The 25506-nt window shown below is 67.4% G+C and carries 23 protein-coding genes; 15 read left to right on the top strand and 8 right to left on the bottom strand.

Features of this window, described 5'->3' with window-relative positions; genetic code table 11:
• Window positions 1-401: 401 nt before the first annotated feature.
• Both ACTWP6_RS09740 and ACTWP6_RS09735 read left to right on the top strand, forming a co-directional pair.
• Window positions 402-746 carry a hypothetical protein gene (locus ACTWP6_RS09740; protein WP_260755010.1) on the top strand — a complete coding sequence of 115 codons (345 nt, stop codon included), beginning with the start codon at window positions 402-404 and terminating at the stop codon, window positions 744-746.
• A 175-nt stretch (window positions 747-921) separates the two neighbouring features.
• Entirely contained in the window at window positions 922-1275 is a 354-nt protein-coding gene (locus ACTWP6_RS09735) for a hypothetical protein (protein ID WP_443187502.1), read from the top strand.
• 488 nt (window positions 1276-1763) lie between these two features.
• Here ACTWP6_RS09735 and ACTWP6_RS09730 read toward each other — a convergent pair whose 3' ends face one another.
• A complete protein-coding gene (locus tag ACTWP6_RS09730; protein ID WP_443187501.1) occupies window positions 1764-2633 on the bottom strand; it encodes a DUF1942 domain-containing protein in 870 nt (289 codons plus the stop codon).
• Between the two features lie 893 nt (window positions 2634-3526).
• Here ACTWP6_RS09730 and ACTWP6_RS09725 point away from each other — a divergent pair.
• The 3 genes from ACTWP6_RS09725 (at window position 3527) to ACTWP6_RS09715 (ending at window position 7614) form a co-directional block, all read left to right on the top strand.
• On the top strand, window positions 3527-4960 hold the full coding sequence (locus tag ACTWP6_RS09725; protein ID WP_443187500.1) for a hypothetical protein: 1434 nt from the start codon (window positions 3527-3529) through the stop codon (window positions 4958-4960).
• A gap of 762 nt (window positions 4961-5722) precedes the next feature.
• Entirely contained in the window at window positions 5723-7018 is a 1296-nt protein-coding gene (locus ACTWP6_RS09720) for a hypothetical protein (RefSeq protein ID WP_443187499.1), read from the top strand.
• 113 nt (window positions 7019-7131) lie between these two features.
• Window positions 7132-7614: a hypothetical protein gene (locus ACTWP6_RS09715; RefSeq protein ID WP_443187498.1), complete on the top strand. Its 483-nt coding sequence runs from the start codon at window positions 7132-7134 to the stop codon at window positions 7612-7614.
• A 29-nt stretch (window positions 7615-7643) separates the two neighbouring features.
• Here the strand turns inward: ACTWP6_RS09715 and ACTWP6_RS09710 are convergent, their stop codons facing one another.
• Together ACTWP6_RS09710 and kstD are read right to left on the bottom strand one after the other, a co-directional pair.
• Entirely contained in the window at window positions 7644-8516 is an 873-nt protein-coding gene (locus tag ACTWP6_RS09710; RefSeq protein ID WP_443187497.1) for a MaoC/PaaZ C-terminal domain-containing protein, read from the bottom strand.
• Window positions 8517-8532: 16 nt separating this feature from the next.
• Window positions 8533-10230 carry a 3-oxosteroid 1-dehydrogenase gene (gene kstD, locus ACTWP6_RS09705; RefSeq protein ID WP_443187496.1) on the bottom strand — a complete coding sequence of 566 codons (1698 nt, stop codon included), beginning with the start codon at window positions 10228-10230 and terminating at the stop codon, window positions 8533-8535.
• 73 nt (window positions 10231-10303) lie between these two features.
• Here kstD and ACTWP6_RS09700 point away from each other — a divergent pair, with 73 nt between their 5' ends.
• The 5 genes from ACTWP6_RS09700 (at window position 10304) to ACTWP6_RS09680 (ending at window position 15468) form a co-directional block, all read left to right on the top strand.
• On the top strand, window positions 10304-11089 hold the full coding sequence (locus tag ACTWP6_RS09700; RefSeq protein WP_260755481.1) for a 2-keto-4-pentenoate hydratase: 786 nt from the start codon (window positions 10304-10306) through the stop codon (window positions 11087-11089).
• A gap of 9 nt (window positions 11090-11098) precedes the next feature.
• Window positions 11099-12016, top strand: a complete 918-nt coding sequence (locus ACTWP6_RS09695; RefSeq protein ID WP_260755480.1) for an acetaldehyde dehydrogenase (acetylating) — start codon at window positions 11099-11101, stop codon at window positions 12014-12016.
• Complete coding sequence (gene dmpG / locus ACTWP6_RS09690) at window positions 12013-13068, top strand: 4-hydroxy-2-oxovalerate aldolase (protein WP_260755479.1); 1056 nt, start codon at window positions 12013-12015, stop codon at window positions 13066-13068. Before ACTWP6_RS09695 ends, dmpG begins: the two co-directional genes overlap by 4 nt.
• Before the next feature lie 139 nt (window positions 13069-13207).
• Entirely contained in the window at window positions 13208-13339 is a 132-nt protein-coding gene (locus ACTWP6_RS09685; protein ID WP_260755478.1) for a hypothetical protein, read from the top strand.
• A gap of 44 nt (window positions 13340-13383) precedes the next feature.
• A complete protein-coding gene (locus ACTWP6_RS09680; RefSeq protein WP_260755477.1) occupies window positions 13384-15468 on the top strand; it encodes a RecQ family ATP-dependent DNA helicase in 2085 nt (694 codons plus the stop codon).
• Here ACTWP6_RS09680 and ACTWP6_RS09675 read toward each other — a convergent pair.
• The gene (locus ACTWP6_RS09675; RefSeq protein WP_260755476.1) at window positions 15461-16384 is read right to left on the bottom strand and encodes an IclR family transcriptional regulator; all 924 of its coding nucleotides are present in this window, start codon (window positions 16382-16384) and stop codon (window positions 15461-15463) included. The two genes, ACTWP6_RS09680 and ACTWP6_RS09675, sit on opposite strands and share 8 nt — an antisense overlap.
• An 86-nt stretch (window positions 16385-16470) precedes the next feature.
• On the opposite strand from ACTWP6_RS09675, the gene ACTWP6_RS09670 reads away from it, so the two are divergent.
• Genes ACTWP6_RS09670 through ACTWP6_RS09660 form a run of 3 tightly spaced genes read left to right on the top strand, consistent with a single transcriptional unit; the run spans window position 16471 to window position 19539 of the window.
• Window positions 16471-17598 carry a hypothetical protein gene (locus ACTWP6_RS09670; protein WP_260755474.1) on the top strand — a complete coding sequence of 376 codons (1128 nt, stop codon included), beginning with the start codon at window positions 16471-16473 and terminating at the stop codon, window positions 17596-17598.
• Between the two features lies 1 nt (window position 17599).
• The gene (locus ACTWP6_RS09665; RefSeq protein ID WP_260755473.1) at window positions 17600-18385 is read left to right on the top strand and encodes an SDR family oxidoreductase; all 786 of its coding nucleotides are present in this window, start codon (window positions 17600-17602) and stop codon (window positions 18383-18385) included.
• A complete protein-coding gene (locus ACTWP6_RS09660) occupies window positions 18382-19539 on the top strand; it encodes a sulfotransferase family protein (RefSeq protein WP_260755472.1) in 1158 nt (385 codons plus the stop codon). Before ACTWP6_RS09665 ends, ACTWP6_RS09660 begins: the two co-directional genes overlap by 4 nt.
• Here the strand turns inward: ACTWP6_RS09660 and ACTWP6_RS09655 are convergent.
• Window positions 19536-20000, bottom strand: a complete 465-nt coding sequence (locus ACTWP6_RS09655; RefSeq protein ID WP_260755471.1) for a hypothetical protein — start codon at window positions 19998-20000, stop codon at window positions 19536-19538. The genes ACTWP6_RS09660 and ACTWP6_RS09655 overlap by 4 nt on opposite strands.
• A gap of 25 nt (window positions 20001-20025) precedes the next feature.
• Window positions 20026-21180, bottom strand: a complete 1155-nt coding sequence (locus ACTWP6_RS09650) for a 3-ketosteroid-9-alpha-hydroxylase subunit A (RefSeq protein WP_260755470.1) — start codon at window positions 21178-21180, stop codon at window positions 20026-20028.
• Between the two features lie 164 nt (window positions 21181-21344).
• Here ACTWP6_RS09650 and ACTWP6_RS09645 point away from each other — a divergent pair, with 164 nt between their 5' ends.
• A complete protein-coding gene (locus tag ACTWP6_RS09645) occupies window positions 21345-22571 on the top strand; it encodes an MFS transporter (protein WP_260757822.1) in 1227 nt (408 codons plus the stop codon).
• A gap of 7 nt (window positions 22572-22578) precedes the next feature.
• Window positions 22579-23169, top strand: coding sequence for a TetR-like C-terminal domain-containing protein (locus ACTWP6_RS09640; RefSeq protein WP_443187495.1), 591 nt, complete (start codon window positions 22579-22581; stop codon window positions 23167-23169).
• Between the two features lie 95 nt (window positions 23170-23264).
• Here the strand turns inward: ACTWP6_RS09640 and ACTWP6_RS09635 are convergent, their stop codons facing one another.
• Together ACTWP6_RS09635 and ACTWP6_RS09630 are read right to left on the bottom strand one after the other, a co-directional pair.
• Window positions 23265-24446, bottom strand: a complete 1182-nt coding sequence (locus ACTWP6_RS09635; protein ID WP_443187494.1) for a thiolase domain-containing protein — start codon at window positions 24444-24446, stop codon at window positions 23265-23267.
• A gap of 2 nt (window positions 24447-24448) precedes the next feature.
• Entirely contained in the window at window positions 24449-25504 is a 1056-nt protein-coding gene (locus ACTWP6_RS09630; RefSeq protein WP_260755467.1) for a thiolase domain-containing protein, read from the bottom strand.
• Between the last annotated feature and the right edge of the window lie 2 nt (window positions 25505-25506).

The raw sequence follows: 25506 nt of genomic DNA, 5'->3' as shown, positions 1-25506 counted from the left end.
ATTCCTTTGCTCGAGTGACTTTGGTCGGTCTCTCGAAGAATCACGCGATGACCCTCAATCAGTCGGCTACGACACGCCGGTACCGCTGATCAGGTCCGACTCGTACACCACTCTGCTGGACGCAACCTGTTGGTGTTTGAATCGGGTCCAAGTGTTTGCCAAGGCGAGATTGTCGGCCGTCGCTAACTGACGTCGGCTCTGCTATCAGGAGGGTGATGTGGGCACCCCGAAGGACTCGCGGTGAGTCGCTCCCCGAGGGGACGCGCCCTGCGGGTTGATCGCGACGCTGACTGGTCAGTGGTGAGCGAGACTGCTGACGACCACGGCGTGGTTTACCGAGTTCTATGGTCAGCTGATTCCTGGATGTACCTCGGGTTGTGCGATTCGTATCCGCATCTGTCGTGGCAGGCAACAACAGAAGACGGCGCGTTGAACGGAATCCGCCGGCAAATTCGACAACGCGCCGACGTTTCGTCGCCAACGGAAAGTGGATCGCGAGGGTGTTCGCCGGAAGGCTCGACCGTTTGAGTCATTCCAGCGGCGTCGATCCCCTGCTGCCTGCACTACGGCAGCGCTTCCAAACCGCCCTCAACACTGCCCTCGTCGTGGGTCGGCCACCCGAGTGCGCCATCGACCTTGGACCGCGAACCTTAGCTGCAGTAGCGCTTATTGCCGCCGAGCACCCCGACGCCAGCGCCCAGATCATCGCCGCAGCCTATGACACCTTCCTGGACGAACATGGTTAGCACAACCTGATTGGTAGTACCGGAGATCACGGCCGTCTCAACGAGGAGGGGATTGCGGGTGGCCGGCAAAGCCAACGCGGAGAGAAGCTAACTACGTCGTGCGCGTTCGGCCGCCATCACGCTGGTTGGTTGTCGCGACCATTCAAGAGACAGAAGGGATGATCCGTTGCGGTGGGTGCTGGCCATCGGCAGCGCGCTGGCAATCACAGTCGGCGCGGCGATCGCGCTCAGTACGCCGATCCAGTTAGCCAGTGCGGATCACCTCGGGCGGCCGATTGCATGCGGCGATGCGCTGCGGGCAGACAGTGCCGCCGCGGAAGCTGCCGACGACTATAATCGGCGCCTGAACGACAGCAGCCCTGATCGCTTCATTGCCACGGACTACGAAAACCAGTGCGCAGCGATGATCGTTGAGAAGCGCCGACACGCCGTGATCGTCAGCGCCGCGGCAGCAGTGGCCGTGCTGACAACAGGCGGTCTAGGCTTTTTGATCCACCGCGTTCGATCACGCGGATCAGGCTCGAAGTGAAGTCACGTTCGCTGATGGACCTGAGTTAACTGACTCTGGAACTGGGTGGACTCAGTAACGGACCTACGCGCGACAGGGGAAGACGTCAGTCACGCTGAGGCCCAGTCACCGCGTTTGAACCGGTCTTTCGCACGGCCCGCACATCGCAGAGGCGGATCCCCTGATTCCAGCCGCTGTCCCGTTCTGTCTCGCATATCAGGCGATCGTGGTAGATCCGTCGACAACTGTCGAGTGGGTGAGTGAACGCCGGGACCCTGGCGGCGCAACGCCACGCCCGACCGGACCGCCGGCACCCTGGTGTGCGGGTTCCAGCAGAGCAAGCCGACCGTGGCGTGGACCACCGACGCCGATTTGATGGTCAGCGAGGTGCAGTCCGGGCCGCAGGGACCGAACATGGTCCAGCTCTACACCTGGTGGACGTCGCACTCGTGAGATGAACCGTGCCGCCTGCGATCGCAGGCGGCACGGCATCGTGAACTCGCCGGAGGTCAGGCCGGCGGTGCCGGGACCACGGTCGTCGCGGGTGCACCCGGGACGGTCGCGGGCTGTGCGCCCTCGGGCAGCGGCGTGCCGGAACTGCCATGCGGCGTCGGCGCGACCGCAGCCGGCACCGCGGCCGGTTCGGGCTCTGCCGGGACCGAGCCGGCCGGCAGCGGGGTGCCCGAGCTGCCTTCAGGGAGCGGCGTGCCGGAGCTGCCTTCAGGCAGGGGGGTGCCGGAGCTTCCCGCGGGCGCGACCGCGGGCGCGGGCTCTGCCGGGGTTGCGGTGTCCGCGGCCGGCTCAGCGGCAGGCGACGGCGTCGCGGTCTCGGCAGAGCCGGTCGACGACGGCGACGTTCCGCTGCCGTAGGACGACGCGCCGGCCGAGCCCGTGGCCGGCGCGGGCGGCGCCTCCAGCCACAGCACGACGTTCGGACCGCCGTCGCTGTAGAACACGCTGTCCGGCTCCGCGCCGGTGACGTCGAAGTAGATCTTGCCGGTGGTCTTGTCGCCCTGGGCCAGGGTCGACGGGTTGACCCCCTGTTCAGTGGGCACACCGAACAGGACACGGTAGGTGTCGCCGTTTTCGGCGCGGGCGTTGAAGTTCGACACGATCGGGGTGGCCGAGCCCGAGATCGCCTCGTCGGTCGCCGTGGCCTCCCACAGGGTTCCGACCGGCTGGTACGGAATGACGTCCGAGCTGGGCTTCAGGTCGGTGACCGTCCAGTGCTGGACAATGCTCCCGTTGACCAGTTCGCCGGGCTGGCCGAGATACTTGGCCTCGTTCTCGGCGTCGGCCGATGCGACCGCAGCGCCGGCGACAGCTGCGGTGGCGGCAGCGGCGGCGGCGACGGCGGCCAGAGCGGGCTTGAATTTCACGCGATTCCTCCTGTGTTCGTTGATCGAGCAGCGAGGTGGTTCCCCGTGGGCAAAGTAGCAGGTCATGACATTGTGCAGACGCGTGCCACCGGGATCGGCGCAGGTCGGGACGTCAGTCGGAGCCTGCTCCAGAGGAGATTACGACGGACCTGAACGGCCCCGCCGCCTTTGCCGGCTCCAGCTCCGCGAAATCGTGGAGGGTGGCTGATCCTGGACAGCACGACTATCGGAGCACGGCTGGTGAACACCGTGAGGTTTGCGGCACCGACGTGACGGCGGGGCGAGGATCCGGACCCGCGGGCAGTTTCTCGCAGCATGATCCCGAAGCGCCGGACGGCTCGTGACGGGACGCCGTATGCGACCTCTGAAGCGGAACTTGGAGCGGAACTCGGCAGGGGGCGGCGCCGGCGCACAGCACTGGGCAGACCGGCTGCAGTTTTCTCCACTGGTCTTGGTACTTGAGCTTGGCAATAGCTGGCCGGAGCATTCTTCAACAGGTCAGCAAACCGCCTGTTGCGGGTTGCGAGCGTGCCGGACTGGGCGGCCTCTGGATGTGTAGCCGAATAAATAGCCGAAGTGTCGATTCGCGGTTGTAAGTGCAAGGATATGGCACCGCCGGGTGTCGCTCGGCGTTTGCGCAGATCACCTACGCCATCCGCGCGGCCGGGCTCGGCACGTCAGTTCAGATCTGCGTCGCCGACCTGCGTGTGGTCCCGACGCGCATGCGCCGGCGCCGGATCGTGACAGTGGACGGGAAGCGTCGTGCGGGCGAACCCTGCGGTCTGCTACAGCAAAACTCAGATTTACCCGGCTTGCTCTGGTAAGACTGTCTAGTCGTTGCCAAAGCGGGGCTTGGTGGCGGGATTCGACGTAACTAGACAGGGGGTTAACCCATGGCAAGGCATGCCAAGAAAAGCAACCGCTCGCTGGCGATCCGTACCTATCTCACCGCCGGCCTGACGGCCGGGGTGACCGGCGCAGCGCTGGCCGGGGTCGGCACACTGCTGCTGGCGGACAGCGAGGCCGCGGTTCGCGCCCCGATCGAGGTGCAGCTCGTCGCCGACGAGGAAGAGATCTACTGGCTCTCCCTCAACGGCGGCAGCGACCGTCGCGAGAGCGCACCGTCGGATGCGGCGCTGCTCAGCGCGAACCCGGCCTTGCGCCCGATGATCGGTGACGGCGGGTGGCTGATCGGCAACGGCCTGAACGCGGCCGACGACTGCCAGGGCGATGCCTGCAACGGCGGAAACGGCGGCATCCTGTGGGGCAACGGCGGCAACGGCGCCCACGGCGGCACGGGTGGCAACGGCGGCTTCTGGTTCGGTAACGGCGGCAACGGCGGCGACGGCGATGCCGTTCTCGATGCGAACGGCAACATCGTGCGCGCCGCAACGGCCGGCGGTGCCGGCGGCAAGGGCGGCTGGGTCCGTGGCAACGGCGGCAACGGCGGCAAGGGCGGCGACGCGGTCTACGCCGGCAACGAGAAGAAGAACGGCGCGTTGGCCGGCGGCAAGGGCGGTGACAGCGGCTACCTGCTCGGCAATGGGGGCAACGGCGGTAGCGGCGGGTCGGACTCCAACAACCTGAACATCCCGAATGACTCGTCGACCCCCAACGTCGACGAGTCGGCCAAGAACAACGCCGCAGGCGGCGCAGGGGGGGCCGGCGGTGCCGCGGGTGTGCTCAACGGACACGGCGGTCACGGCGGCGACGGCGGTGCGGCCAGTTCGGAGAACGGCAACGCCACCGGTGGCAGCGGCGGGCGCGGAGGCGTGGCCCACTCGAATGCGGGCGGCACCGGAGGCGACGGCGGCAACGGAGGCGACGCCGAAGCCGATGCGTCGGGCAAGACCGCCCGTGGCGGTAACGGTGGTTCCGGAGGCACGAGCGGCACCGGCGAGGGTGGCAATGGCGGCAACGGCGGCAATGCCACCGGCGACGCCGCGAACGCCGTGGGCGGCAACGGCGGCTCGGGCGGCGGTGTCCGGCTGGGCACCGGCGGCGACGGCGGCGACGGTGGCACCGCCGTCAGTGAGGGCGGCAACGCGACCGGCGGCCGGGGCGGCGACGGTGGTTCGGTCGACCTGACGGGCAGCGGCGGCGGTACCGGCGGCGACGGTGGCGACGCCGACGGCGATGAGAAGGCCACCGGCGGGAACGGCGGCGCGGGCGGCGGCGGCGGCTTTGGTGGCGATGGCGGTGACGGCGGTGACGGCGGGGACGCCGTGTCCGACGACGACGGCGGCGCAACAGGCGGCACCGGCGGCGAAGGCGCCTTCGGCGGCGACGACGGCGCCAACGGTTCGGCGACTGACGGCGACGACTGACCCGTCCCACACGAGACCTGCGGGCGTCGACTCTTCGGAGTCGACGCCCGCAGCCGTTACCGGGCATCGCCGCGGTGACTGTGCAGATGCCATGCTGGTTTCAGGCGCGACATCGCGGTTCTGGCCTTCATGCCGACGGGCCAGAGGCGCAGGGTGACCGATGTCCGGTCCGTGTCAGAGTCACTATTTGAATAGTGCAGCAAATTCTGCGTGGTAGCCGTCACCGATCACCGTCATGAGGTTGAAGGCCCGGTCGGTGACGACCAGGACGGTTCGGTATTCCTGGGAAGCCGGAACGCTCTGTGGCGGCTCGCCAGTTTCTTTCCGTCGTCAAACGTATTGTCCGCTAAGTATTTTGCGAAGGAAACCACTACCAAAGTCGCCTCGCTAAGCCGAGGAGCGAATATCGGCAATGCTTTCCAGGTGAGCTCTGCGAGCAGATTATGTTGGATTCAAATGGGTAATTTCGTACCGAAGAACTGGATCCGATTACCTATTGACGCTGCTTTCAGCAAAGTCGTACAGTCCGGTTGCGCCTTGCCATTCTGGGGTTGATGTGCGCCGCTCATCGGGGGACGCATGAGGTGGATCAATATCGCAAAACACTCACAAGGGGGACTTATGGCCAATCACGCAATGAAGCGTGCGCACGCTCTGCCGGTCACATCATTCATCACGGCGGGAATCGCCGGGGCGGCCCTCGCGGGCGGTGGTGCACTGATGGTGACCAGCGAGCAAGCACCGACGCCAAGCGCCATAAACGTGCAGTTGGTGTCAAACGAGGAACTCCTGCTCGATGACGGTCTGTTCCTGTCGCTCAACGGAGGCAGCGACCGTAAGAAGGACGAGCTTCAGGTGCTTGGGCAGGTGAGTGCCAATCCGGTGTGGCGGCCGATGTTCGGCTATGGCGGATGGTTGATCGGCAACGGCGTCAACGCGGTCGAAGGCTGCGAAGGGGCCGCGTGCAACGGAGGTAACGGCGGTCTGCTCTGGGGCAACGGCGGCAATGGTCTGCACGGTGGCAAGGGCGGTAATGCCGGATTCTGGGGCGGCAACGGCGGCCGCGGCGGTGACGGCTTGGAGGTCATCGATGAGGAGACCCAGGAGGTCCTGTACGCAGCCAGCGCTGGCGGGGCAGGCGGCCGCGGCGGTTTCCTTTTCGGCGACGGCGGCGCCGGCGGCAACGCCGGTGATGCCATATATGCGGCGGACGGCACCCTCGTTTCAGGTCCGTTCAACGGCGGCAACGGCGGTCGCGGTGGCCTGCTGTTCGGCAACGGTGGCAACGGTGGCAACGGCGGTGGCACGTTCAACAACAACGACCTGGACGACCCGACGCCGGAGGACGGAGTCAACGAACTGACCAGCGCCACCGGCGGGTCTGGAGGGGCGGGTGGCGCCGGTGGCTCCTGGAGTGGCAGCGGCGGGACCGGAGGCTACGGCGGATGGGCCTATTCCGAGTTCGGCACGGGGACCGGCGGTGCCGGTGGTGCCGGCGGCGCGGGAGTCCAAGCCGGTGCCGGCGGCGAGGGTGGTGACGCCACGGGTGGTGCGGCAAGCTCGTCCGCAGTCGGCGGTGCCGGTGGTGCCGGCGGATTCTCCAGCGGCGGGGTCGCAGGTACCGGCGGCCAAGGCGGCGCGGCGTTCAATACGGACGGCTCGGCCACCGGCGGTGCCGGCGGTGTTGGTGGCAACACCTCGACCGGGGACGCCGGCGACGGTGGTGCCGGCGGTGACGCCACCTCAGACAACGGCACAGCGACGGGTGGAGGAGGCGGCGACGGCGGCCGTGGCACCTTCACCGGCGACGGTGGTGACGGCGGCGACGGTGGCGACGCGACCGGTGACGAGGAGGCCATCGGCGGTAACGGCGGCAACGGTGGTGCCCGTGGAGTGCTCGGCGGTAGCGGGGGCGACGGCGGCGACGGCGGCGACGCCACAGCCTCCGACGGTGGCACCGCCACTGGTGGCACCGGCGGGTCAGGGACCTCGGGGGGAAGCGACGGGGCCAACGGAAGCCCCGATCCAGGAGGCGATGCCGGCGCCGCCGACGCCTGATCCAGCTTGAAGGCACGCTCTGCCGCCGGCGGATCAGGCGAGGAAAGCGACGCCGAAGGTCCGTTGAAAGTCATTGCCGAAGGGTGGCTTTGGTGCCGGGCTATGATCGCCCGATGCCCGAGTTCGGAAACCCGTCCAGCCGCACCAATCAGCTCGTCATCGCCGCCCTGGTGATCGCCGTCGCGGCGCTGGCCGTCGCAGTATGGGCGCTGGTGAGTTCCCCGTCGAGCGAGACGTCCTCGGCCCCCGCCGACCAGCCCACCGATCCCAAGGCGCGGGTGTGTGCCGCGTTCGACCTGGTGCGTAACGCGGTGTCGCTGCAGACCAACGCCAATCTCGGCGACGACCCCGTCGCTGTGCAGGCAGTCGCGGCCAACGCGCGGCTGGCCACGCTGGGCGGCGGGCAGTTCCTGCTGTCCCGGCTCGACGGTGACGTGCCGTCCGATCTCGCCGGCGAGGTGCGCACCTTCGCCACCAACCTGGAGTACATCGGGATGAGCCAGCTCGCGGGCGCGCCGGGTAATGATCCCACGCAGACCACGCGGATGAACGATGCACAGGCAGCGTCCACGAGGATCACCGAGCTCTGCGAGTAGACGGCACCGAGCTGTGCCAGTAGATGGCGTCAGGCCGGGACGAACTCGACGCCGGTCAGCGCCACCGCGTTGTCGCGCTCGGGTGCGGTGACCACGGCGGTGTAGGCGCCCCGAGTGTCTGCGGAGTCCTTCCAGACGCTCACCCGCAGCGTCTCGCCGGGAAACACGACGCCCGCCATCCGGGCGCCGTAGGACTTCAGTCCTGAGACGTCGCCGCCCAACAGGTTGTCTACGAGCGCCTTGCAGGTCATGCCGTAGGTGCACAGCCCGTGCAGGATCGGACGCGGAAAGCCCGCTGCCGCAGCGAAGTCCGGATCGGAGTGCAGCGGGTTGCGGTCGCCGCACATGCGGTACAGCAGCGCCTGCTGCGGTGACGTCGGGACGGTGAGCTCGAGATCGGGGGCACGGTCCGGTGCAGTGGCCGAGGTGGACGGTCCGCGGTCACCGCCGAAACCGCCCTCACCGCGGGCGAAGATGGACCGCTTCTGGGTCCACAGCAGCGTCCCGTCGGGATCGTTGACCGTGGTCTCCGACCAGATGACGGCGGCCTTGCCCTTGTCCCAGATCTCGGTGAACCGGGTGACCGCGATACCCGTGCCCGACGCCGGGATGGGTCCTGGCACCGTGACGGCCTCGCTGGCGTGCAACACCTTGCTCAGCTCGATGTCGATGCCGGGGAACTTCACCGCGGGCGGTTCGGTCAAGTGGAAGCTCTGCGCGACGTTGCCGAACGTCGGGAGCACCTGCGGGGTGTCGTCGAGGAGGTAGCGCAGCTCCGCCTTGTCCATCGGATCCGTGCCGGCGCCGAGACCGAGGTGGTAGAGCTGGATATCGCTACTGGTCCACGAGAATTCGACCGGGTCCAGTTCCGCGCCGATGGCCTCGTCGAGATTGATGGGCACGCCTTGTGTCCTTCCCTTACTTCGATGCCGCCGGGGCTGCCCCGGCGATGTCCAGTGCCGCCAGGTAACCGAACGTCATCGCCGGTCCGATGGTGCCGCCGGGGCCGGGGTAGGTGTGTCCCATCACCGGGGCGCTGACATTGCCCGCAGCATAGAGCCCTTCGATGACCGTCCCGTCGTCGCGCAGCGCGCGGCCCCGGGTGTCGGTGACGATGCCGCCCTTGGTGCCGAGGTCCCCCGGCACCATCTTCGCCGCATAGAACGGACCCTGGTTGATCTCACCGAGGTTCGGGTTGGGCTTGTTGGTCGGGTCGCCGTAATAGCGGTCGTAGGCGCTCTCACCGCGTTTGAAGTCCTCGTCCACCCCGGAGCGGGCGAACCCGTTGAAGCGCTCGACGGTGGCCTTGAACGCGTCGACCGGCAGACCCGTCTTGGCGGCCAGTTCGTCGAGGGTGTCGGCCTTGACGATGACGCCGGACTCCAGCCACTTCTTCGGAATGCGCTGTCCCGGTTGCAGTCCGGCGAAGATGTAGCGGTCGCGGTAGCGCTGGTCGAACACCAGCCAGGCCGGGATGTTCTCGCCCGGTCCGGGGCCCTGACCGTACTGGCCGCCGTACATGTGGTGGCACGCCTCGACATACGGCATCGACTCGTTCATGAAGCGTTTGCCTGCCATGTTCACGATGATCGAGCCGGGGGAGTTGCGCTCCGACAGCGCGAACCACGGCGAATCCACCAGCGGCACCGTCGGCCCCCACCAGGCGTCCTCCATCACGTCGAGCGCCGCACCCAGCTTCTCGGCGGCGACGATCCCATCGCCGGTGTTGGCCTTGGCCCCGACGGTCCACTCCGTGGTGATCGGTGCGCGCTGGTACTTCACCCGCATCTGCTCGTTGTGCTCGAATCCGCCGCTGCCCAGGATCACTCCTCGGCGCGCGCGGATCAGTTGCGGCTCAGCGCTTTCCGGAGCGGTGGTGTCGCGTACGTAGATCCCCTGAACCGCGCCGTCCTGGACGTAGAGGTCGGTCATCGCGGTGTTGAGCCGCACCGGAACCCCGGCGTCACGCAAGCCGATGCGCAGCGGGGCGATCAGCGCGCGGCCCATGCCCACCAGGTTCTTGCCCGTGGTGTTCGCCCATACCGACCGGATGCCGACCTTGAGGCTGCGCAACACGCCGCGGGGATGCCGCTTGAGTTGGTTGAGCCGGACGTAGTCCTGCTGCATCACCACCATGTTCATCGGCACCTTGCCGTACGGCGGTTCGAGCCCGGGCAGGTCCTCGCCGAGTTTCTTGGCGTCGAACGGCTTCGGTTCCACCGAGCGGCCCGTGGCCTTGCCGCCGGGCGTCTCCGGGTAGTAGTCGGAGTAGTTGGGGACCCAGCACAGCTTCAGCGGAGAGTGCTTGAGCACGAACGACAGCATCTCGGGACCGCGCTCAAGATAGGTGTCGATCTTCTCCGCCGGCACTACGTCACCGATGATCGAGTGCAGGTATTCGGAGGCAGCGGCTGGGCTGTCTTTGACCCCTGCGCTTCTGAGGACCTCGTTGTTCGGAATCCACACCCCACCACCTGACCGCGCAGTGGAACCACCGTAGTGCGGGGCCTTCTCAACGACTATCGTCGAGAGGCCCTGATGGGCCGCGGTGAGGGCGGCGACCATGCCGGCCGCTCCGCTGCCGACCACGACGACGTCATACTCCTGCTCCGTCATGTAGAACACGTTATAGAATTGCCCGGCCGACTAACAACTGTGCCGGTCGACGAAACGAAGGGACTTCACGTAAATGTTGTCCGACGAGGTGCGCGCGAAGCTCGCCGCCGACCTGGCCGAGGCCGAGCGCAGCCGCGTACCGATGGCCCCGCTGACCGACGGTCACCCCGACATCGACGTGGTGGACGCCTACAAGATCCAGCTGATCAACATCCGCCAGCGGGTGGCCGAGGGGGCCCGGGTGATCGGGCACAAAGTGGGCCTGTCGTCGGAGGCCATGCAGAAAATGATGAACGTCGACGAGCCCGACTACGGGCACCTGCTCGACGAGATGCAGGTCTTAGAAGATGTTCCAGTCCGCTCCGGTCGATATCTGTATCCGCGGGTCGAGGTCGAGGTCGGGTTCATCCTGTCCGACGACCTTCCCGGCGCCGGCTGCACCGAGGACGACGTGCTGGCCGCGACGGCGGCGTTCGCGCCCGCCATCGAGCTGATCGACACCCGGATCACCAACTGGCAGATCAAGCTGTGCGACACCATCGCCGACAACGCGAGTTCGGCCGGCTGGGTGCTGGGCGAGGCCAGGGTGTCGCCGAAGGACGTGGACATAAGGGGCATCACGGCGACTTTGACCAACAACGGGGAGGTGGTGGCCGAGGGGCGCAGTGATGCGGTGTTGGGGAATCCGGTCACCGCGGTGGCCTGGCTGGCCCGCAAGGTGGAGAGTTTCGGCGTCCGGCTCAAGGCCGGCGACATCGTGCTTCCGGGTTCGTGCACCCGTGCGATAGATGCACCTCCGGGCAGCCATTTCGTCGCCGACTTCAGCGGGTTAGGTTCAGTACGACTGGATTTCGAATAGGAGCCATCAATGGCTGACAAATTGTCCGTGGGGATCGTCGGATCGGGAAACATCAGTACCGATCTGCTGTACAAGTTGTTGCGCTCGGAATGGCTTGAGCCGCGCTGGATGATCGGTATCGATCCGGAGAGTGAGGGCCTGGCACGGGCGCGCAAGCTCGGGTTGCAGACCTCGCACGAAGGAGTGGACTGGCTGCTGGCGCAGTCGGAGAAGCCCGACATGGTGTTCGAGGCGACGAGCGCCTACGTACACCGCGACGCGGCCCCGCGCTACGCCGAGGCCGGCATCCGGGCGATCGACCTGACGCCTGCCGCGGTGGGCCCGGGGGTGATCCCGCCCGCGAATCTGCGTGAGCACCTCGACGCGCCGAACGTGAACATGGTGACCTGCGGCGGCCAGGCGACGATCCCGATCGTGTACGCGGTGTCCCGCGTAGTGGGAGTGCCGTACGCCGAGATCGTCGCGTCGGTGTCGTCGGCGTCGGCCGGTCCGGGCACCCGCGCGAACATCGACGAGTTCACCAAGACCACCAGCGCCGGGGTGCAGAACATCGGCGGCGCGCAGCGCGGTAAAGCGATCATCATCCTGAACCCGGCCGAACCGCCGATGATCATGCGCGACACCATCTTCTGCGCGATCCCCGAGGATGCGGACCATGCCGCGATCACCCAGTCGATCAAGGATGTCGTCGCCGAGGTGCAGACCTATGTGCCGGGCTACCGGCTGCTCAACGAGCCGCAGTTCGACGAGCCGTCGGTGGTCAACGGCGGCAACCACGTCGTGACCACGTTCATCGAAGTGGAGGGTGCGGGAGACTACCTGCCGCCTTACGCTGGAAACCTGGACATCATGACCGCGGCAGCGACGAAAGTCGGCGAAGAAATCGCGAAGGAATCGCTGGCGGTGCAGGCAGGAGGCCAGGCATGAGTGTCACCGAGGAGATCTACTTCAACCCCATGTGGGACGTCCGGATGACGGACACGTCGCTGCGCGACGGTTCGCATCACAAGCGCCATCAGTTCACCAAAGACGAGGTGCAGGCCATCGTCGCCGCGCTGGATGCGGCCGGGGTTCCGGTCATCGAGGTGACCCACGGTGACGGCCTCGGCGGGTCGAGCTTCAACTACGGGTTCTCCAAGACCCCGGAGCAGGAGCTGATCAAGCTGGCCGCCGAGACGGCCACCGAATCCAAGATCGCCTTCCTGATGCTGCCCGGCGTGGGCACCAAGGAGGACATCAAGGAGGCCCAGAACAACGGCGGCTCGATCTGCCGCATCGCCACCCACTGCACCGAAGCCGATGTGTCGATCCAGCACTTCGGTCTGGCGCGTGAGCTCGGGCTGGAGACCGTGGGCTTCCTGATGATGAGCCACACGATCCCACCGGAGAAGCTGGCCAAACAGGCCCGCATCATGGCCGACGCCGGCTGCCAGTGCGTCTACGTGGTTGATTCGGCCGGCGCGCTGGTACTGGAGGGTGTGCGGGACCGGGTCGCCGCGCTGGTCGCCGAACTGGGTGACGACGCGCAGGTCGGTTTTCACGGCCACGAAAACCTCGGGCTCGGGGTCGCCAACAGCATCGAGGCGGTGCGTGCCGGCGCCAAGCAGATCGACGGATCGTGCCGACGGTTCGGCGCCGGAGCCGGCAACGCGCCCGTCGAGGCGCTCATCGGGGTGTTCGACAAGATCGGCGTCAAGACCGGCATCGATTTCTTCGACATCGCCGACGCCGCCGAAGAGGTGGTGGCGCCAGCGATGCCGGCGGAGTGCCTGCTCGACCGCAACGCGCTGATCATGGGTTACTCCGGGGTGTATTCCAGCTTCCTCAAGCATGCGATCCGCCAGTCTGAACGCTACGGCGTGCCGGCTCACAAGCTGCTGCACCGTGCGGGGCAGCGCAAGCTGATCGGCGGCCAGGAGGACCAGTTGATCGACATCGCGCTGGAGATCAAACGTGAGATGGAGTCCAGCGCCACCTGACCGGGAGGCCGACCGCGGGTTTTGGCTGTCGGACGACCGGCTAGGCACAGGGGAGCGGTCAACCGATCGCCACGCGCAGCCGGCTCCGGCCCGCTGATTGCTCCCAACCCTGGGCCGACGAGGCAGCATCCACCAGCCGGTGAGCACGCTAAGGACGGAGTGCGGCATCGAGCTGACCCCGACGCCGGTGGCGCAGGCGGTGTGGAGCAGCACCGGCACCGAGGCTGACACGCCGCAGCTCATCGAGCCGTCGGACGCCCAGGGCAGCTGACCCGGTCACCTCACCTCGTCGTACCCACCCGGCAGGATGGGGTGATGGCGACGCGAACCGAGGCCCAGGCGCTACTCGAACAACTAGCCGGCCCTGACGCCAGGCTGCGCGACGATCAGTGGACGGCCATCGAGGCGCTGGTGGTGCACCGCCGTCGCGCGCTGGTGGTGCAACGCACCGGATGGGGCAAGTCCGCCGTGTATTTCATCGCCGCCAAGCTGTTGCGGGCCGAGGGACGGGGACCGACGGTGATCGTGTCACCGTTGCTCGCGCTGATGCGCAACCAGGTCGACGCGGCCGGTAGGGCAGGTGTGCGCGCGGCGACCATCAACTCCAGCAATGTCACCGAGTGGGACACCGTGCACCAGCGGGTGTCGGCCGGTGAGCTCGACGTTCTGCTCGTGAGTCCGGAACGCTTGAACAACCCCGACTTCCGCGACGCGGTGCTGCCCGCGCTGGCGGCCGATGCGGGGTTGGTGGTGGTCGACGAAGCGCACTGCGTATCGGACTGGGGTCATGACTTCCGGCCCGACTACCGGCGGATCCGGACCCTGATCTCCGAACTGGGCGCCGGCGTCCCGGTGTTGGCCACCACGGCCACCGCGAACGACCGGGTCGTCGCCGATGTCGCCACCCAATTGGGAGTCGGCGGCTCAGGTGTCGGGGACGACACGCTGGTGCTGCGCGGAGGGCTGGACCGTGAGTCGCTGCGATTGTCGGTGGTGCAGGCCGGCGGTCCCGCCCAGCGCGCGGCATGGCTTGCCGCCCACATGGATTCGTTACCGGGATCGGGCATCGTGTACACGCTGACGGTTGCCCAGGCCCACGACGTCGCGGCCCTGCTGCGCGAACAGGGCCATACGGTGGCCGCCTACACCGGCGCCACCGAAGCGGCCGAACGTGAACAGCTGGAAGCCGATCTGCTGGCCAACCGGGTCAAAGCGTTGATCGCCACGTCGGCACTGGGCATGGGCTTCGACAAACCGGACCTCGGTTTCGTCGTGCACCTCGGCGCGCCATCCTCGCCGATCGCCTACTACCAGCAGGTGGGTCGCGCCGGGCGGTCGACGGACAGCGCGGAGGTGATCCTGCTGCCCGGGCGTGAAGACGCCGATGTGTGGCGGTACTTCGCCTCGGTTGCGTTTCCTTCAGAAGCCATGGTGCGCAAGGTGATCGATGTGCTGGAACCTGACCGTGCCCAGTCCACGGCGGCGCTGGAGCCGCTGGTGGATCTGAACCGGTCCCGGCTGGAGATGGTGCTCAAAGTGCTCGACGTCGACGGGGCGGTCCGGCGGGTCAAGGGCGGCTGGATCGGCACCGGGCAGCCCTGGGTCTATGACGAAGCCCGCTACCGCCGGCTCGACGAGGCGCGCAGACGCGAGCAGCAGGCCATGCTCGACTACCAGACCACGCGCGGGTGCCGGATGGCGTTCCTGCGCAGCCAGCTCGACGATCCGGAACTGGGACCGCAACCCTGCGGTCGATGCGACAACTGCGCCGGTCCGCGGTATCGCGCCGACGTCGGGGCGGCGGAGGCCGAAGCGACCCGGGAACGTCTGATGCGGCCTGGGGTGGAGATCGCCCCGCGCAAACAGTGGCCGACAGGGCTTGGGAAACTGGGCATCGAGTTGTCGGGCCGGATTTCCGACGGTGCGTCACCTGGCCGGGTGATCGGCCGGCTCACCGACCTCGGCTGGGGGGCGCGGCTGCGAAAGTTGTTGGCCGAACCCGATGGCGAGGCCGCCGAGGATGTGGTGGGTGCGGCCATCGGGGTGCTGAAGGCGTGGGACTGGCAGCAGCGCCCCACCGCGGTGCTCGCGCTCGACTCGGCGACTCACCCGCGACTGATCTCTTCGCTCGCGGCGCGCCTGGCCGAGGTTGGCCGGTTGAAAAACCTTGGCCTCCTGCAGTACTCGCCGCTGCACCGGCCGGTGGCGGCAGCCAACTCGGCATACCGGGTCGCAGCACTTCACGGCGCGTGGGCCGACCCTCCGCAGGTGGACGGGGACACGGTGCTGCTGGTCGACGATCTGACCGATACCGGCTGGACCATGACCATGGCCGCTCGTACGGTGCGCAGCGCCGGCGCCGCGGACGTACTGCCGTTCGCGCTGGCCGCCGTCAGCTGAGCGCGGCCGACCCGTCTTGGCCGCTCGGCCCGTCGCCGCCCAGCTGTGCGGTGACAGCATCGGCGGCTGCCACCACGGCACGCGCGCGCTCTGTGATCTCGTTGTCGGTCAACGGTTTTCCGACGTGCAGCGAGACGACCATCACCTGTCGCCGGTAATGGTCGTACACCGGGGCGGAGATCACGCTGATTTCGTGCCGTCCTCGACCGGAGCTCTCGGCACGCAGGTACACCCGCTCGCCGATGTCGGAGACAAGCTCGCCGAGTAGGGCCCGCAGCTCGTCGGGCAACTCGGTCGGCATGCCGGCCATCAGCGAATACAGACGTCGTCCGCCCGGGGTCTGCCGCTCCACGAGATAGCCGTCGGCGCGGCACGCGGCGACCACCCGCCTGAGCCGCTCGGTATCGGTTCGCAGCGGAATCGTGGGTGGCCTGCTGAGCCAGTCACGCTCGGCTTCGTCATCCCACAGCACGAACATCAGGCCGACCGGGGGCGCGAACGGGTAACTCTGCCCGACCTCGACGCCGGGGCGGTGGCCCGCGGGGGCGATGAGTTCCAGCAGCGTGATCCGGTCGTCCACAATCGCCGAGAGCGCCGCCGTCGCACCGAACTGCGAGGACAGTACGCGCAACTGCTCCCTGACGGCGGGGCTCACGCGCATCGACTCCTGGGCCCGGTGTCCCAGGGTGATCAGCGACGGGCCCAGCCGGTAGGTCTTGTCGGCAGGGTCGCGGACCAGATAACCGGCTTCGGTCAGGGAGGTCACGATGCCCAGGCACGTCGGCTTGGTCAAACCGACCCGGCGGGCGAGCTCGGACACCCCGAACCGCTCCCGGGGACGGCCGGCGAGGAAGTCGAGGATGCGCACCACCCGGTCGGTGGGGGGCGACGCGCGTCCCGGAACGGCTGGCGGCATGCACGTAACGGTACTTTGTGGTTCATATTTGGAACAGTCCGGTCGATATATTGACTCAAGGTAGAACAGGTTCTAGTTTCGGGGTTGTGTTCACGCAGCCACTGGCCGATGCCATCGCCGAAGCCGAGAAGCTCGTCGCCGACGCCCCGTTCATCGAATCCGAGGCCGACCTGTTGGAGGGTCTGCAATACCTGGCGGGGTGCGTCGCCGCATGCACGCATGTCGCCTTCGACTACGACCGAGACCATCCGTTCCTGCACAGCGGGACCGGGCCGTTCACCAAGATGGGCCTGGACAACCCCGACACGCTGTACTTCGGCACGCGCGTGCAACCGGGCCACGAGTACGTCGTCACCGGCCGCCGCGGCACCACCACCGACGTCAGCTTCCAGCTGCTCGGCGGTGAGTACACCGACGAAGTCGTGCCCGACAGCGAGACGGCCTTCGATGACCGCAAGCTCGACATCGCCGCCGACGGCACCTTCGAGTGGCGGTTCACTCCAGAGGTGCCGTCGCAGCTGGTGATCCGCGAGGTCTACAACGACTGGTCCGCGCAGCGTGGCACCTTCGCGATCGCCCGGACCGACACCGCGGGTACCGCGCCGCCGCCGCTGACTCGTGAGCTCATCGAGAAGCGCTATGCGGTCGCCGGCAAGCAGCTGGTGCAGCGTGTCAAGACATGGCTGCAGTTCCCGCAGTGGTTCTACAACGACACCCCGCCGAATTCGATGGTGGCGCCGAGGCTCACACCCGGCGGCCTTGCCACGCAGTACTCGTCGGCGGGGCAGTTCGACCTCGCCCCCGATCAGGCACTGGTCCTCACGATCCCGGTCCCGGACGCGCCGTACCTCGGTTTCCAGCTCGGCAGCCTGTGGTACATCTCGCTGGATTACATCAATCACCAGACGTCACTGAACGGCACTCAGGCGCAGGCGGATCCGGACGGCAAGATCCGCATCGTGGTCTGCGAGCAGAACCCCGGCGTCACCAACTGGGTGGAGACCCTCGGTCATCGCAAGGGTTTCCTGCAGTTCCGCTGGCAGCGGGTGTCCCGTGAGCTGACCCCCGCCGACGGGCCGACCGTCGAGCTGGTCGAGGTCGACGGCGTCGCCGCGGCGTTGCCGTACTACGAATCGAACAAGATCTCAGAGAAGGACTGGCGGGCGCGGATCGCGCTGCGCCAGAGGCAGATCGGCGAGAGAATGGTGGGTTGAGATGGCCTTCGGGCTTCTGAAAGGCAAGGTTGTCGTCATCAGCGGCGTCGGACCCGCGCTGGGGACCACGCTGGCCCGGCGGTGCGCCGAGGAAGGCGCCGACCTGGTGCTGGCCGCACGCACCGTGGAACGGCTCGACGACGTCGCCGCGCAGATCACCGGTCTGGGCCGGCGGGCGCTGTCGGTGGGTACCGACATCACCGACGAGGCGCAGGTCGCCCATCTGGTCGACGAGTCACTCAAGGCGTACGGCAAGGTCGACGTGCTGATCAACAACGCATTCCGGGTGCCGTCGATGAAGCCGTTCGCCAACACCACCTTCGAACACATGCGTGATGCGATCGAGCTGACGGTGTTCGGCGCGCTGCGCATGGTGCAGGCGTTCACCCCGGCGCTGGCTGAGGCGAACGGCGCCGTGGTCAACGTCAACTCGATGGTGGTGCGGCACTCGCAGGCCAAGTACGGCGCCTACAAGATGGCCAAGTCGGCGCTGCTCGCGATGTCGCAGACGCTGGCCACCGAGCTTGGGGAGCAGGGGATCCGGGTCAACTCGGTGCTGCCCGGCTACATCTGGGGCGGGACACTGGAGTCCTACTTCGCGCACCAGGCCGGCAAATACGGCACCACCGTCGAGGAGATCTACAAGGCCACCGCGGCCGCGTCGGACCTCAAGCGGTTGCCCACCGAGGACGAGGTGGCCTCGGCGATCCTGTTCATGGCCAGCGACCTGTCGAGCGGGATCACCGGGCAGGCGCTGGACGTCAACTGCGGGGAGTTCAAGGCGTGACGAGCGCGAGCACTCCGAGAACAGATGTCGGCACCGTCGAGGACCTGCACGCCTCGGCCGTGAAGGCCTGCGGCCTCGACGATTTCGGTTCGGACGACGACAACTACCGTGAGGCGCTGGGTGTGCTGCTGGAGTCCTATCAGCGGGATGCCGATCTCACCGAGCTCGGCAGCAAGATGCAGCGGTTCTTCCTGCGCAATGCCCTGGTCGCTCGGCTGGTCTCGGAGGCGGCGTTCAAACAGTATCCGGAGCACGCCGACGTCGCCATCGAGCGGCCGATCTTCGTCACCGGGCTGCCGCGTACCGGCACGACGGCCGTGCACCGGCTTCTGGCCGCCGATCCGCGCCACCAGGGTCTGGAACTGTGGCTGGCAGAGTTCCCCCAACCGCGTCCGCCCCGCGAGACGTGGTCGCAGAACCCGGTTTTCCAGCAACTAGACGCGCAGTTCACCAAAGCGCACGAGGAGAACCCGGACTACACCGGCCTGCACTTCATGACCGCCGACGAAGTCGAGGAGTGCTGGCAGCTGCTGCGGCAGTCGCTGCACTCGGTGTCCTATGAAACCCTGGCCCACGTGCCGACCTATTCGCAGTGGCTGGCGCGGCAGGACTGGACCAAGCCCTATCAACGGCACCGGCGCAATCTGCAATTGATCGGGCTCAACGACCGCGACAAGCGCTGGGTGCTCAAGAACCCCAGCCATCTGTTTGCCCTCGACGCGCTGTTCGCCACCTACCCCGACGCACTGGTGGTGCAGTGTCACCGGCCGGCTGAAACCATCATGGCGTCGATGTGCTCGCTGGCCCAGCACACCACCGAGGGCTGGTCGAACACCTTCGTCGGCGACGTCATCGGTGCGGACTCGATGGAGACCTGGTCGCGGGGATTGGCGCTGTTCAACGCCGAACGCGCCAAGCATGATCCGGCACAGTTCTACGATTTGGACTACTTCGCGTTGATCAAAGATCCGATCGGTGTGGTCGAGGACATCTACCGCAGCTTCGGCATCGAATTCACCGACGAGGCGCGCCAGGCGATGGTCAAGACCGATGAGAAGAGCAAACAGGGCCCGCGGGCGCCGAAACACACCTACGCGCTGGCCGACTACGGCCTGACCGCCGAGCAGGTCAAGGAGCGGTTCGAGAACCTCTAACCGTCACCGGGTGACGGCGCGCTGGAGTACTCCTCCAAGCAGCCTTCAGCGACCGCGTGTCTGATGCTGTCGGCCAGCCGGGGGCACGACGGTGAGCGCGCGGGATCGCCGCCGGCTTGCCGAATCTCGGCGAAATGCGCGCAACGTCGCGTGGCGTCGCCTGTCCACTGCACCGAAGTGTGTGCGGGACCGAGCTTCTTGACCTTCACCGCCACATGACAGAACCGGCAGTCCACCGACACCAGGCCCGAGTTCAGATATCGTTCGCGGTCGGCCTGGCTGCTGGCCCGCACGGCCGCGGCGCGATCCGGATCCGACGCGAAATCCGGTGCCTTGCTCCAGGATCCGGGCCGGTTCTCGCGCTCGCCCGGAGTGTGGCCGTGTTCGTGCTCCTCGTCGTCGTGCCCGTGCAGCAGCAGCATCGACCTGGCGAGGCGGTCCACATCCGGTTGGTCGTTCATGCGCGATCCGCTCCGCTCGCTGGCCTCACGTCGTCTGCTTCTCGGTTTCCCTGGCCTTCAGGTTCTCCTGGACCTCGACGTTCCACTTCTGCACAGCAGCCGTGGTGTCGACCTCCATCTCGAACCGGTCGGTCATCTCCGGCGTGACGTCGGCGACGTCGACGTAGAACTGCTGGTACCAACGGCGCATCTGGTACACCGCGCCGTCCTCTTCGACCAGCAGCGGATTGTCGATGCGGGTCTTGTGCTTCCAGATCTCGACGTCCTGGAGAAATCCCTTGCTGACCCCGTCGGTGAACGCCTCGGCCAGCTTCTCGGTGGTCTTGTCGTCCAGGCCCTTCGGCTTCTCGACGATGACGCCCCACTGCAGCAGGAACGAATCCTGGGTGACCGGGTAGTGGCAGTTGATCAGGATGGACTCGGCCTTGAAGTCACCATAGGTGTTGTGTAGCCAGTTGATCATGAACGACGGCCCGAAGTAGCTGGCCTCCGAGTCGAGGGAGGCGTCGCCGTAGGCGGTGCCCATGTCGTTGACGTCGGGGCGGCCGACGTTGTGCAGGTACTGGCTGGCGATATGGCCCTCGAAGACGTTCTTGAAGTACGTCGGCAATCCGAAGTGGATGTAGAAGAAGTGCGCCATGTCGGTGACGTTGTCGATGATCTCGCGGCAGTTGGAGCCCTCGATCAGCATCGAGTTCCACTTCCAGTCGGTCCACTCGCCGCTGGACCACTGTGGGATCTCCGGGATGCGCACCTCGGGTTGCGGCGGGTTGCCCTCATGGTCGTGCCACACGAACAGCAGGCCGCCGCGAACGTCGGTGTGCCACGAGCGGGTGCGGGCCAGTCGGGGGGTGCGTTTGGCGTAGGGGACGAGCTTGCATTTGCCATCGCCGCCCCAGCGCCAGTCGTGGAACGGGCAGGCGACCTCGTCGCCTTTGATGGTGCCCTGGGCGAGGTTGCCGCCCATGTGCCGGCAGTAGCCGTCGAGGACTTTGAGCTCGCCCTGCGAATCCGCGAAGACCACCAGCATCGTTCCGAAGATCTCAATCCCGTGCGGCTTGCCGTCGGTGAAGTTTTTCACCGGGCCCAAGCAGTGCCAGCCGCGCGCATACCGATCGGGCAGCGTGCCGGTGTCGATCTCGCGAATCCCTGCGGTTCCCGCAGCTGAATCGGTAGTCACCTCGGGGCCTCCCAAATCTCGGCGTCTAACTAGAACACGTTACAGTTTTGGCCTCAGATTGCGCAATCGAAGGCCCCTCACCTGCGAAAGAATGTTGCCGACACCACCCAAAGGTGCCGGATACCCACTTGTGGGCCATCTATATAGTGGACAAAGTGTCCAGTATTTCCTCGATCGCGCCGGTCCCGTCAGCGGTAGCACCGCGAACGCGGCCGAAGCGCCGGTGGCTTGTGGTCGCCGCGGCCACGTTCGCGATCGCATGGGGCGGCAACGAGTTCACCCCGCTGCTGGTCATGTACCGGGCCGGTGACGGCTTCTCGGCGCTGACCGTCGACCTTCTGCTGTTCGCCTACGTGCTGGGCATCGTTCCCGCGCTGTTGATCGGTGGCCCGCTGTCCGACTGCTTCGGCCGCCGCCCGTTGATGCTGCCCGCGCCGGTGCTCGCGGCCGTGGGATCGTCGATCCTTGCGCTCGGCGCGCACTCGGCCCCTCTGCTCGGTGTCGGGCGGGTGTTCAGCGGGCTGGCGCTCGGGCTGGCGATGGCTGTCGGTGGCAGCTGGATCAAGGAGCTGTCCAGCCCGCCCTGGGAGGACGGCGACGCCGGGGCCCGCCGCGCGGCCATGAGCCTGACCGCGGGCTTCGCGCTCGGTGCCGTGACCGCGGGCGTTCTGGCCGAGTGGGGTCCGGCGCCCACCATGCTTCCCTATGTGATCAACGTGGTGATGGCCCTGACCGCGGCTGCCATGCTCAGCACGGCGCCTGAGACGCTGGCCCGACGCGATTCCGGTCGTCGATGGTGGACCGACCTCGCCGTCCCGGCGGTGGCGCACCGGCGGTTCCTGTTCGTGGTCGCACCGCTGGCCCCCTGGGTCTTCGGTGCCGCTGCATCGGCTTACGCGGTGTTGCCTGCGCTGATGGCGGACAGAGTCGCGGCCGCGCCCATCGCTTTCTCCGCGCTGATGTGTCTGGTCACGCTCGGCGTGGCGTTCGGGGTGCAGAACCTGGCACGGCGCCTCGATGCCGCGAGCGCCGCCGGTGTGCTGATCGCATTGACCTTGACCGCGCTGGGGATGGGATTGGCGGCCTGGGCCGCGACCGTGCTGACGGTGTGGTCGGCGTTGTCTGCCGCGGCCATGCTCGGAGCCGGCTACGGCATGGGTCTGCTGGCCGGACTGCAGCAGGTTCAGCGAATGGCCCGGCCGGACGACCTGGCGGGCCTGACGGCGGTGTTCTACGGGCTGACTTACCTGGGCTTCGGGGTGCCGGCGGCGCTGGTGTTCGCGGTGCGGACCTTCAGCTATCCAGCGATGTTCGGCTTCGGCGCGCTCGCGGCCGCACTCACTCTGGCTGTGGCGGCGTTGGGATTCAGGTGGACGCGCGCAATAGGGTGAGCCAGTGGTGGACAGCCGGCCTGTGAACCGCCGCGGTCGCCCACGCAGCGAAGCCGTTCGCGCCGCGGTTCTGGCCGCCGCCGCCCAACTCGCTTTCGAAGGCGGCGCCGCGGCGGCGACGATGGACGCGATCGCCAGACGCGCCGAGGTCAGCCGCACCACGATATACAGGTGGTGGCCGTCGGCCGCGGCGATCGTGCTGGAGGGTCTGCTCGATCAGGTGCGCGGATCCATCACCCGTCCTGCGGGCAGCACGCCGGTTCAGGCGGTCATCCATCACGTCGGCGCGCTGAACGCGCTGCTGGCCGACCCGGCGGTAGGACCGCTGCTGCGCAACGTGATCGCCGCGTCACCGTCGGACTCGGCGATCGAGCGGGCGCTGCTGGATCAGTGGATCACGCCGCGCCGGGCCGCGGTGACGACGACGCTGCGCGAGGCCGTGGACCGCGGCGAGCTCTCAGCCGACATCGATGTCGAGGTGGCCGTGGACGCATTGGTGTCCCCGCCGTATTACCGGCTCGTACTCGGTATGCCCCCGCTGGATGACGAGGCTGTCACCCATTTGGTGCAGACGGTCTGGCGAGGTTGCCTGGCCTAGCCGCCCAGCGGCACCGGCCCTAGTCGCCGAAATCGCATTCCACGCGGTCAGAACACGGAATCTACCGCGTGGAATGCGATTTCGGCGCAAGAGGGTCAGGCGGGTTTGTCGGGTTTGTCGCTGCCGACCACCCACATCGAGTAGTACTGCGCGCCACCGCCGTACGCGTGCCCGAGCGCCTTGCGGGCGCCCTCGACCTGGTGCGCGCCGGCCTTGCCCATCACCTGGATCGCCGACTCGGCGAAACGGATCATGCCCGAGGCGCCGATCGGGTTGGACGACAGCACGCCACCCGACGGGTTGAACGGGATCCGTCCGCCGATCGCGGTCTCGCCGGCCTCGGTGAGTTTCCAGCCCTCGCCCTCCGGCGCGAACCCGAGGCTTTCCAGCCACATCGGCTCGTACCAGGAGAACGGCACGTACACCTCGGCGACGTCGATCTCGTCGACGGGGCTGGTGATCCCGGCCGCCTTCCACAGCGCAGCCGCCGCGTCCCGGCTGGCCTGCGGGTTGACCTGGTCCCGCCCGGCGTACGCCAGCGGCTCGGTGCGCAGCGCGGTCGCGTGGATCCACGCCACCGGGTGGCCCTCGGCCACCCGGGCGTCCGAGCTGGCCTCGTCGCCGATCACCATCGCCGCGGCGCCGTCGGAGGACGGGCACGTCTCGTCGTAGCGGATCGGATCCCACAACATCGGCGAGGACATCACCTTTTCCAGCGTGATGTCGGGCTGATGCAGATGCGCCAACGGGTTCTTGACCGCATTGAGCCGATCCTTGACCGCCACCATCGCGCCGATGTGCGTCGGTGCACCGGACCGGCGAATGTAGGCACGCACGTGCGGCGCGAAGTAGCCGCCCGCACCCGCGCCCACCGGCTTGGTGAACGGAACCGGAATGCTCAACGCCCACATGGCGTTCGACTCCGACTGCTTCTCCCATGCCATCGTCAGCACCCGGCGGTACTTACCGGACTGCACCAGGCTGGACGCCACGACCGCGGTCGACCCGCCCACCGAGCCCGCGGTGTGGACCCGGATCAGCGGCTTGCCGGTGGCGCCGGTGGCGTCGGCCATGAACAACTCGGGCATCATGACGCCCTCGAAAAAGTCCGGGGCCTTGCCGACGACGACGGCGTCGATGTCGGCCAGCGTCACCCCGGCGTCGTCGAGAGCGCGGTCGATCGCCTCGCGGACCAGGCCGTTCATCGAGACGTCGGTGCGCTTGGCGACGTACTTCGTCTGGCCGGTGCCCAGGACGGCGGCGAGTTTCTTACTCATCGTTACTTACCCTCCAAGACCGCGACCAGGTTCTGTTGCAGCGCAGGCCCGCTCGTGGCGTGGGCCAGCACCCGCGAGGCATTGCCGTCGAAGATGTGCCGTGCCGCGAAACCGATGCGCTCCAGGCCCGCCGAGAACATCGGGTTGGCCGCCAGCGCCCCGCCGGAGGGGTTGATCTTCGTGCTGTCAGGCAGGCCGATGGCCTCGGTGAGGATGAGCTGCTGGTGGCTGAACGGCGCGTACAGCTCGGCGATCTCGATCGAGGAGGTGTCCCCGCCGGTGGCCGCCTGCGCGGACGTTGCCGTCGACGGCGAGGTCGTCAGGTCGCGCGCCCCCAGCACCGGCGTCTCGATGCGGTGCTCGATCCCTGTGATCCAGGCCGGCCGCTCACGCAGCTCGCGGGCGCGGTCCCCGGCGGCGAGCACGATTGCCGACGCGCCGTCGGTGATCGGCGCGATGTCGTGGCGGCGCAACGGATCTGCGAAGTACGGGCGCTCCAGTAGCTCCTCGATGCTGTCGGCCGGCTCCAGCGCGTCCACCCGCGGTGCCGCGGCCTGCGCCTCGAGCGCGACCTGGGCCATCTGCTCAGCGGTCCACTTGCCGGAATCCAGCCCGAATCGAGCCTGCAGGCCGGCCATGCTCACCGAATCCGGCCACAGCGGCGCCACGGTGTAGGGGTCGGTCTGCAGTGCCAGAACCCTGCGCAGGGTGCCGGCCGAGGACTTGCCGAACCCGTAGACCAGTGCGGTCTCCACCTCGCCGGTGAGGATCTTGATGTAGGCCTCGTAGAGCGCCCACGCGGCGTCCATCTCGACGTGCGACTCGTTGATCGGCGGCACCGCACCTATCGAGTCGATTGCCGAGATGAACGAAAATGCCCGGCCGGCAAGGTAATCGGAGGAGCCCGAGCACCAGAAACCGATGTCGGCCTTGGTGATGCCGAGATCGGCGTAGATCGATTCGAAGCACGGCATCAGCATCTCGACGCCGTTGGTGGTGCCGTCGGTGCGGCGCACGTGCGGTGCGTGGGCGAATCCGACCACAGCTACTTCAGTCATGT

The sequence above is a fragment of the Mycobacterium sp. 4D054 genome (assembly GCF_052245755.1).
GTDB lineage: Bacteria > Actinomycetota > Actinomycetes > Mycobacteriales > Mycobacteriaceae > Mycobacterium.
This window is presented reverse-complemented; position numbering and strand designations above follow the sequence as displayed.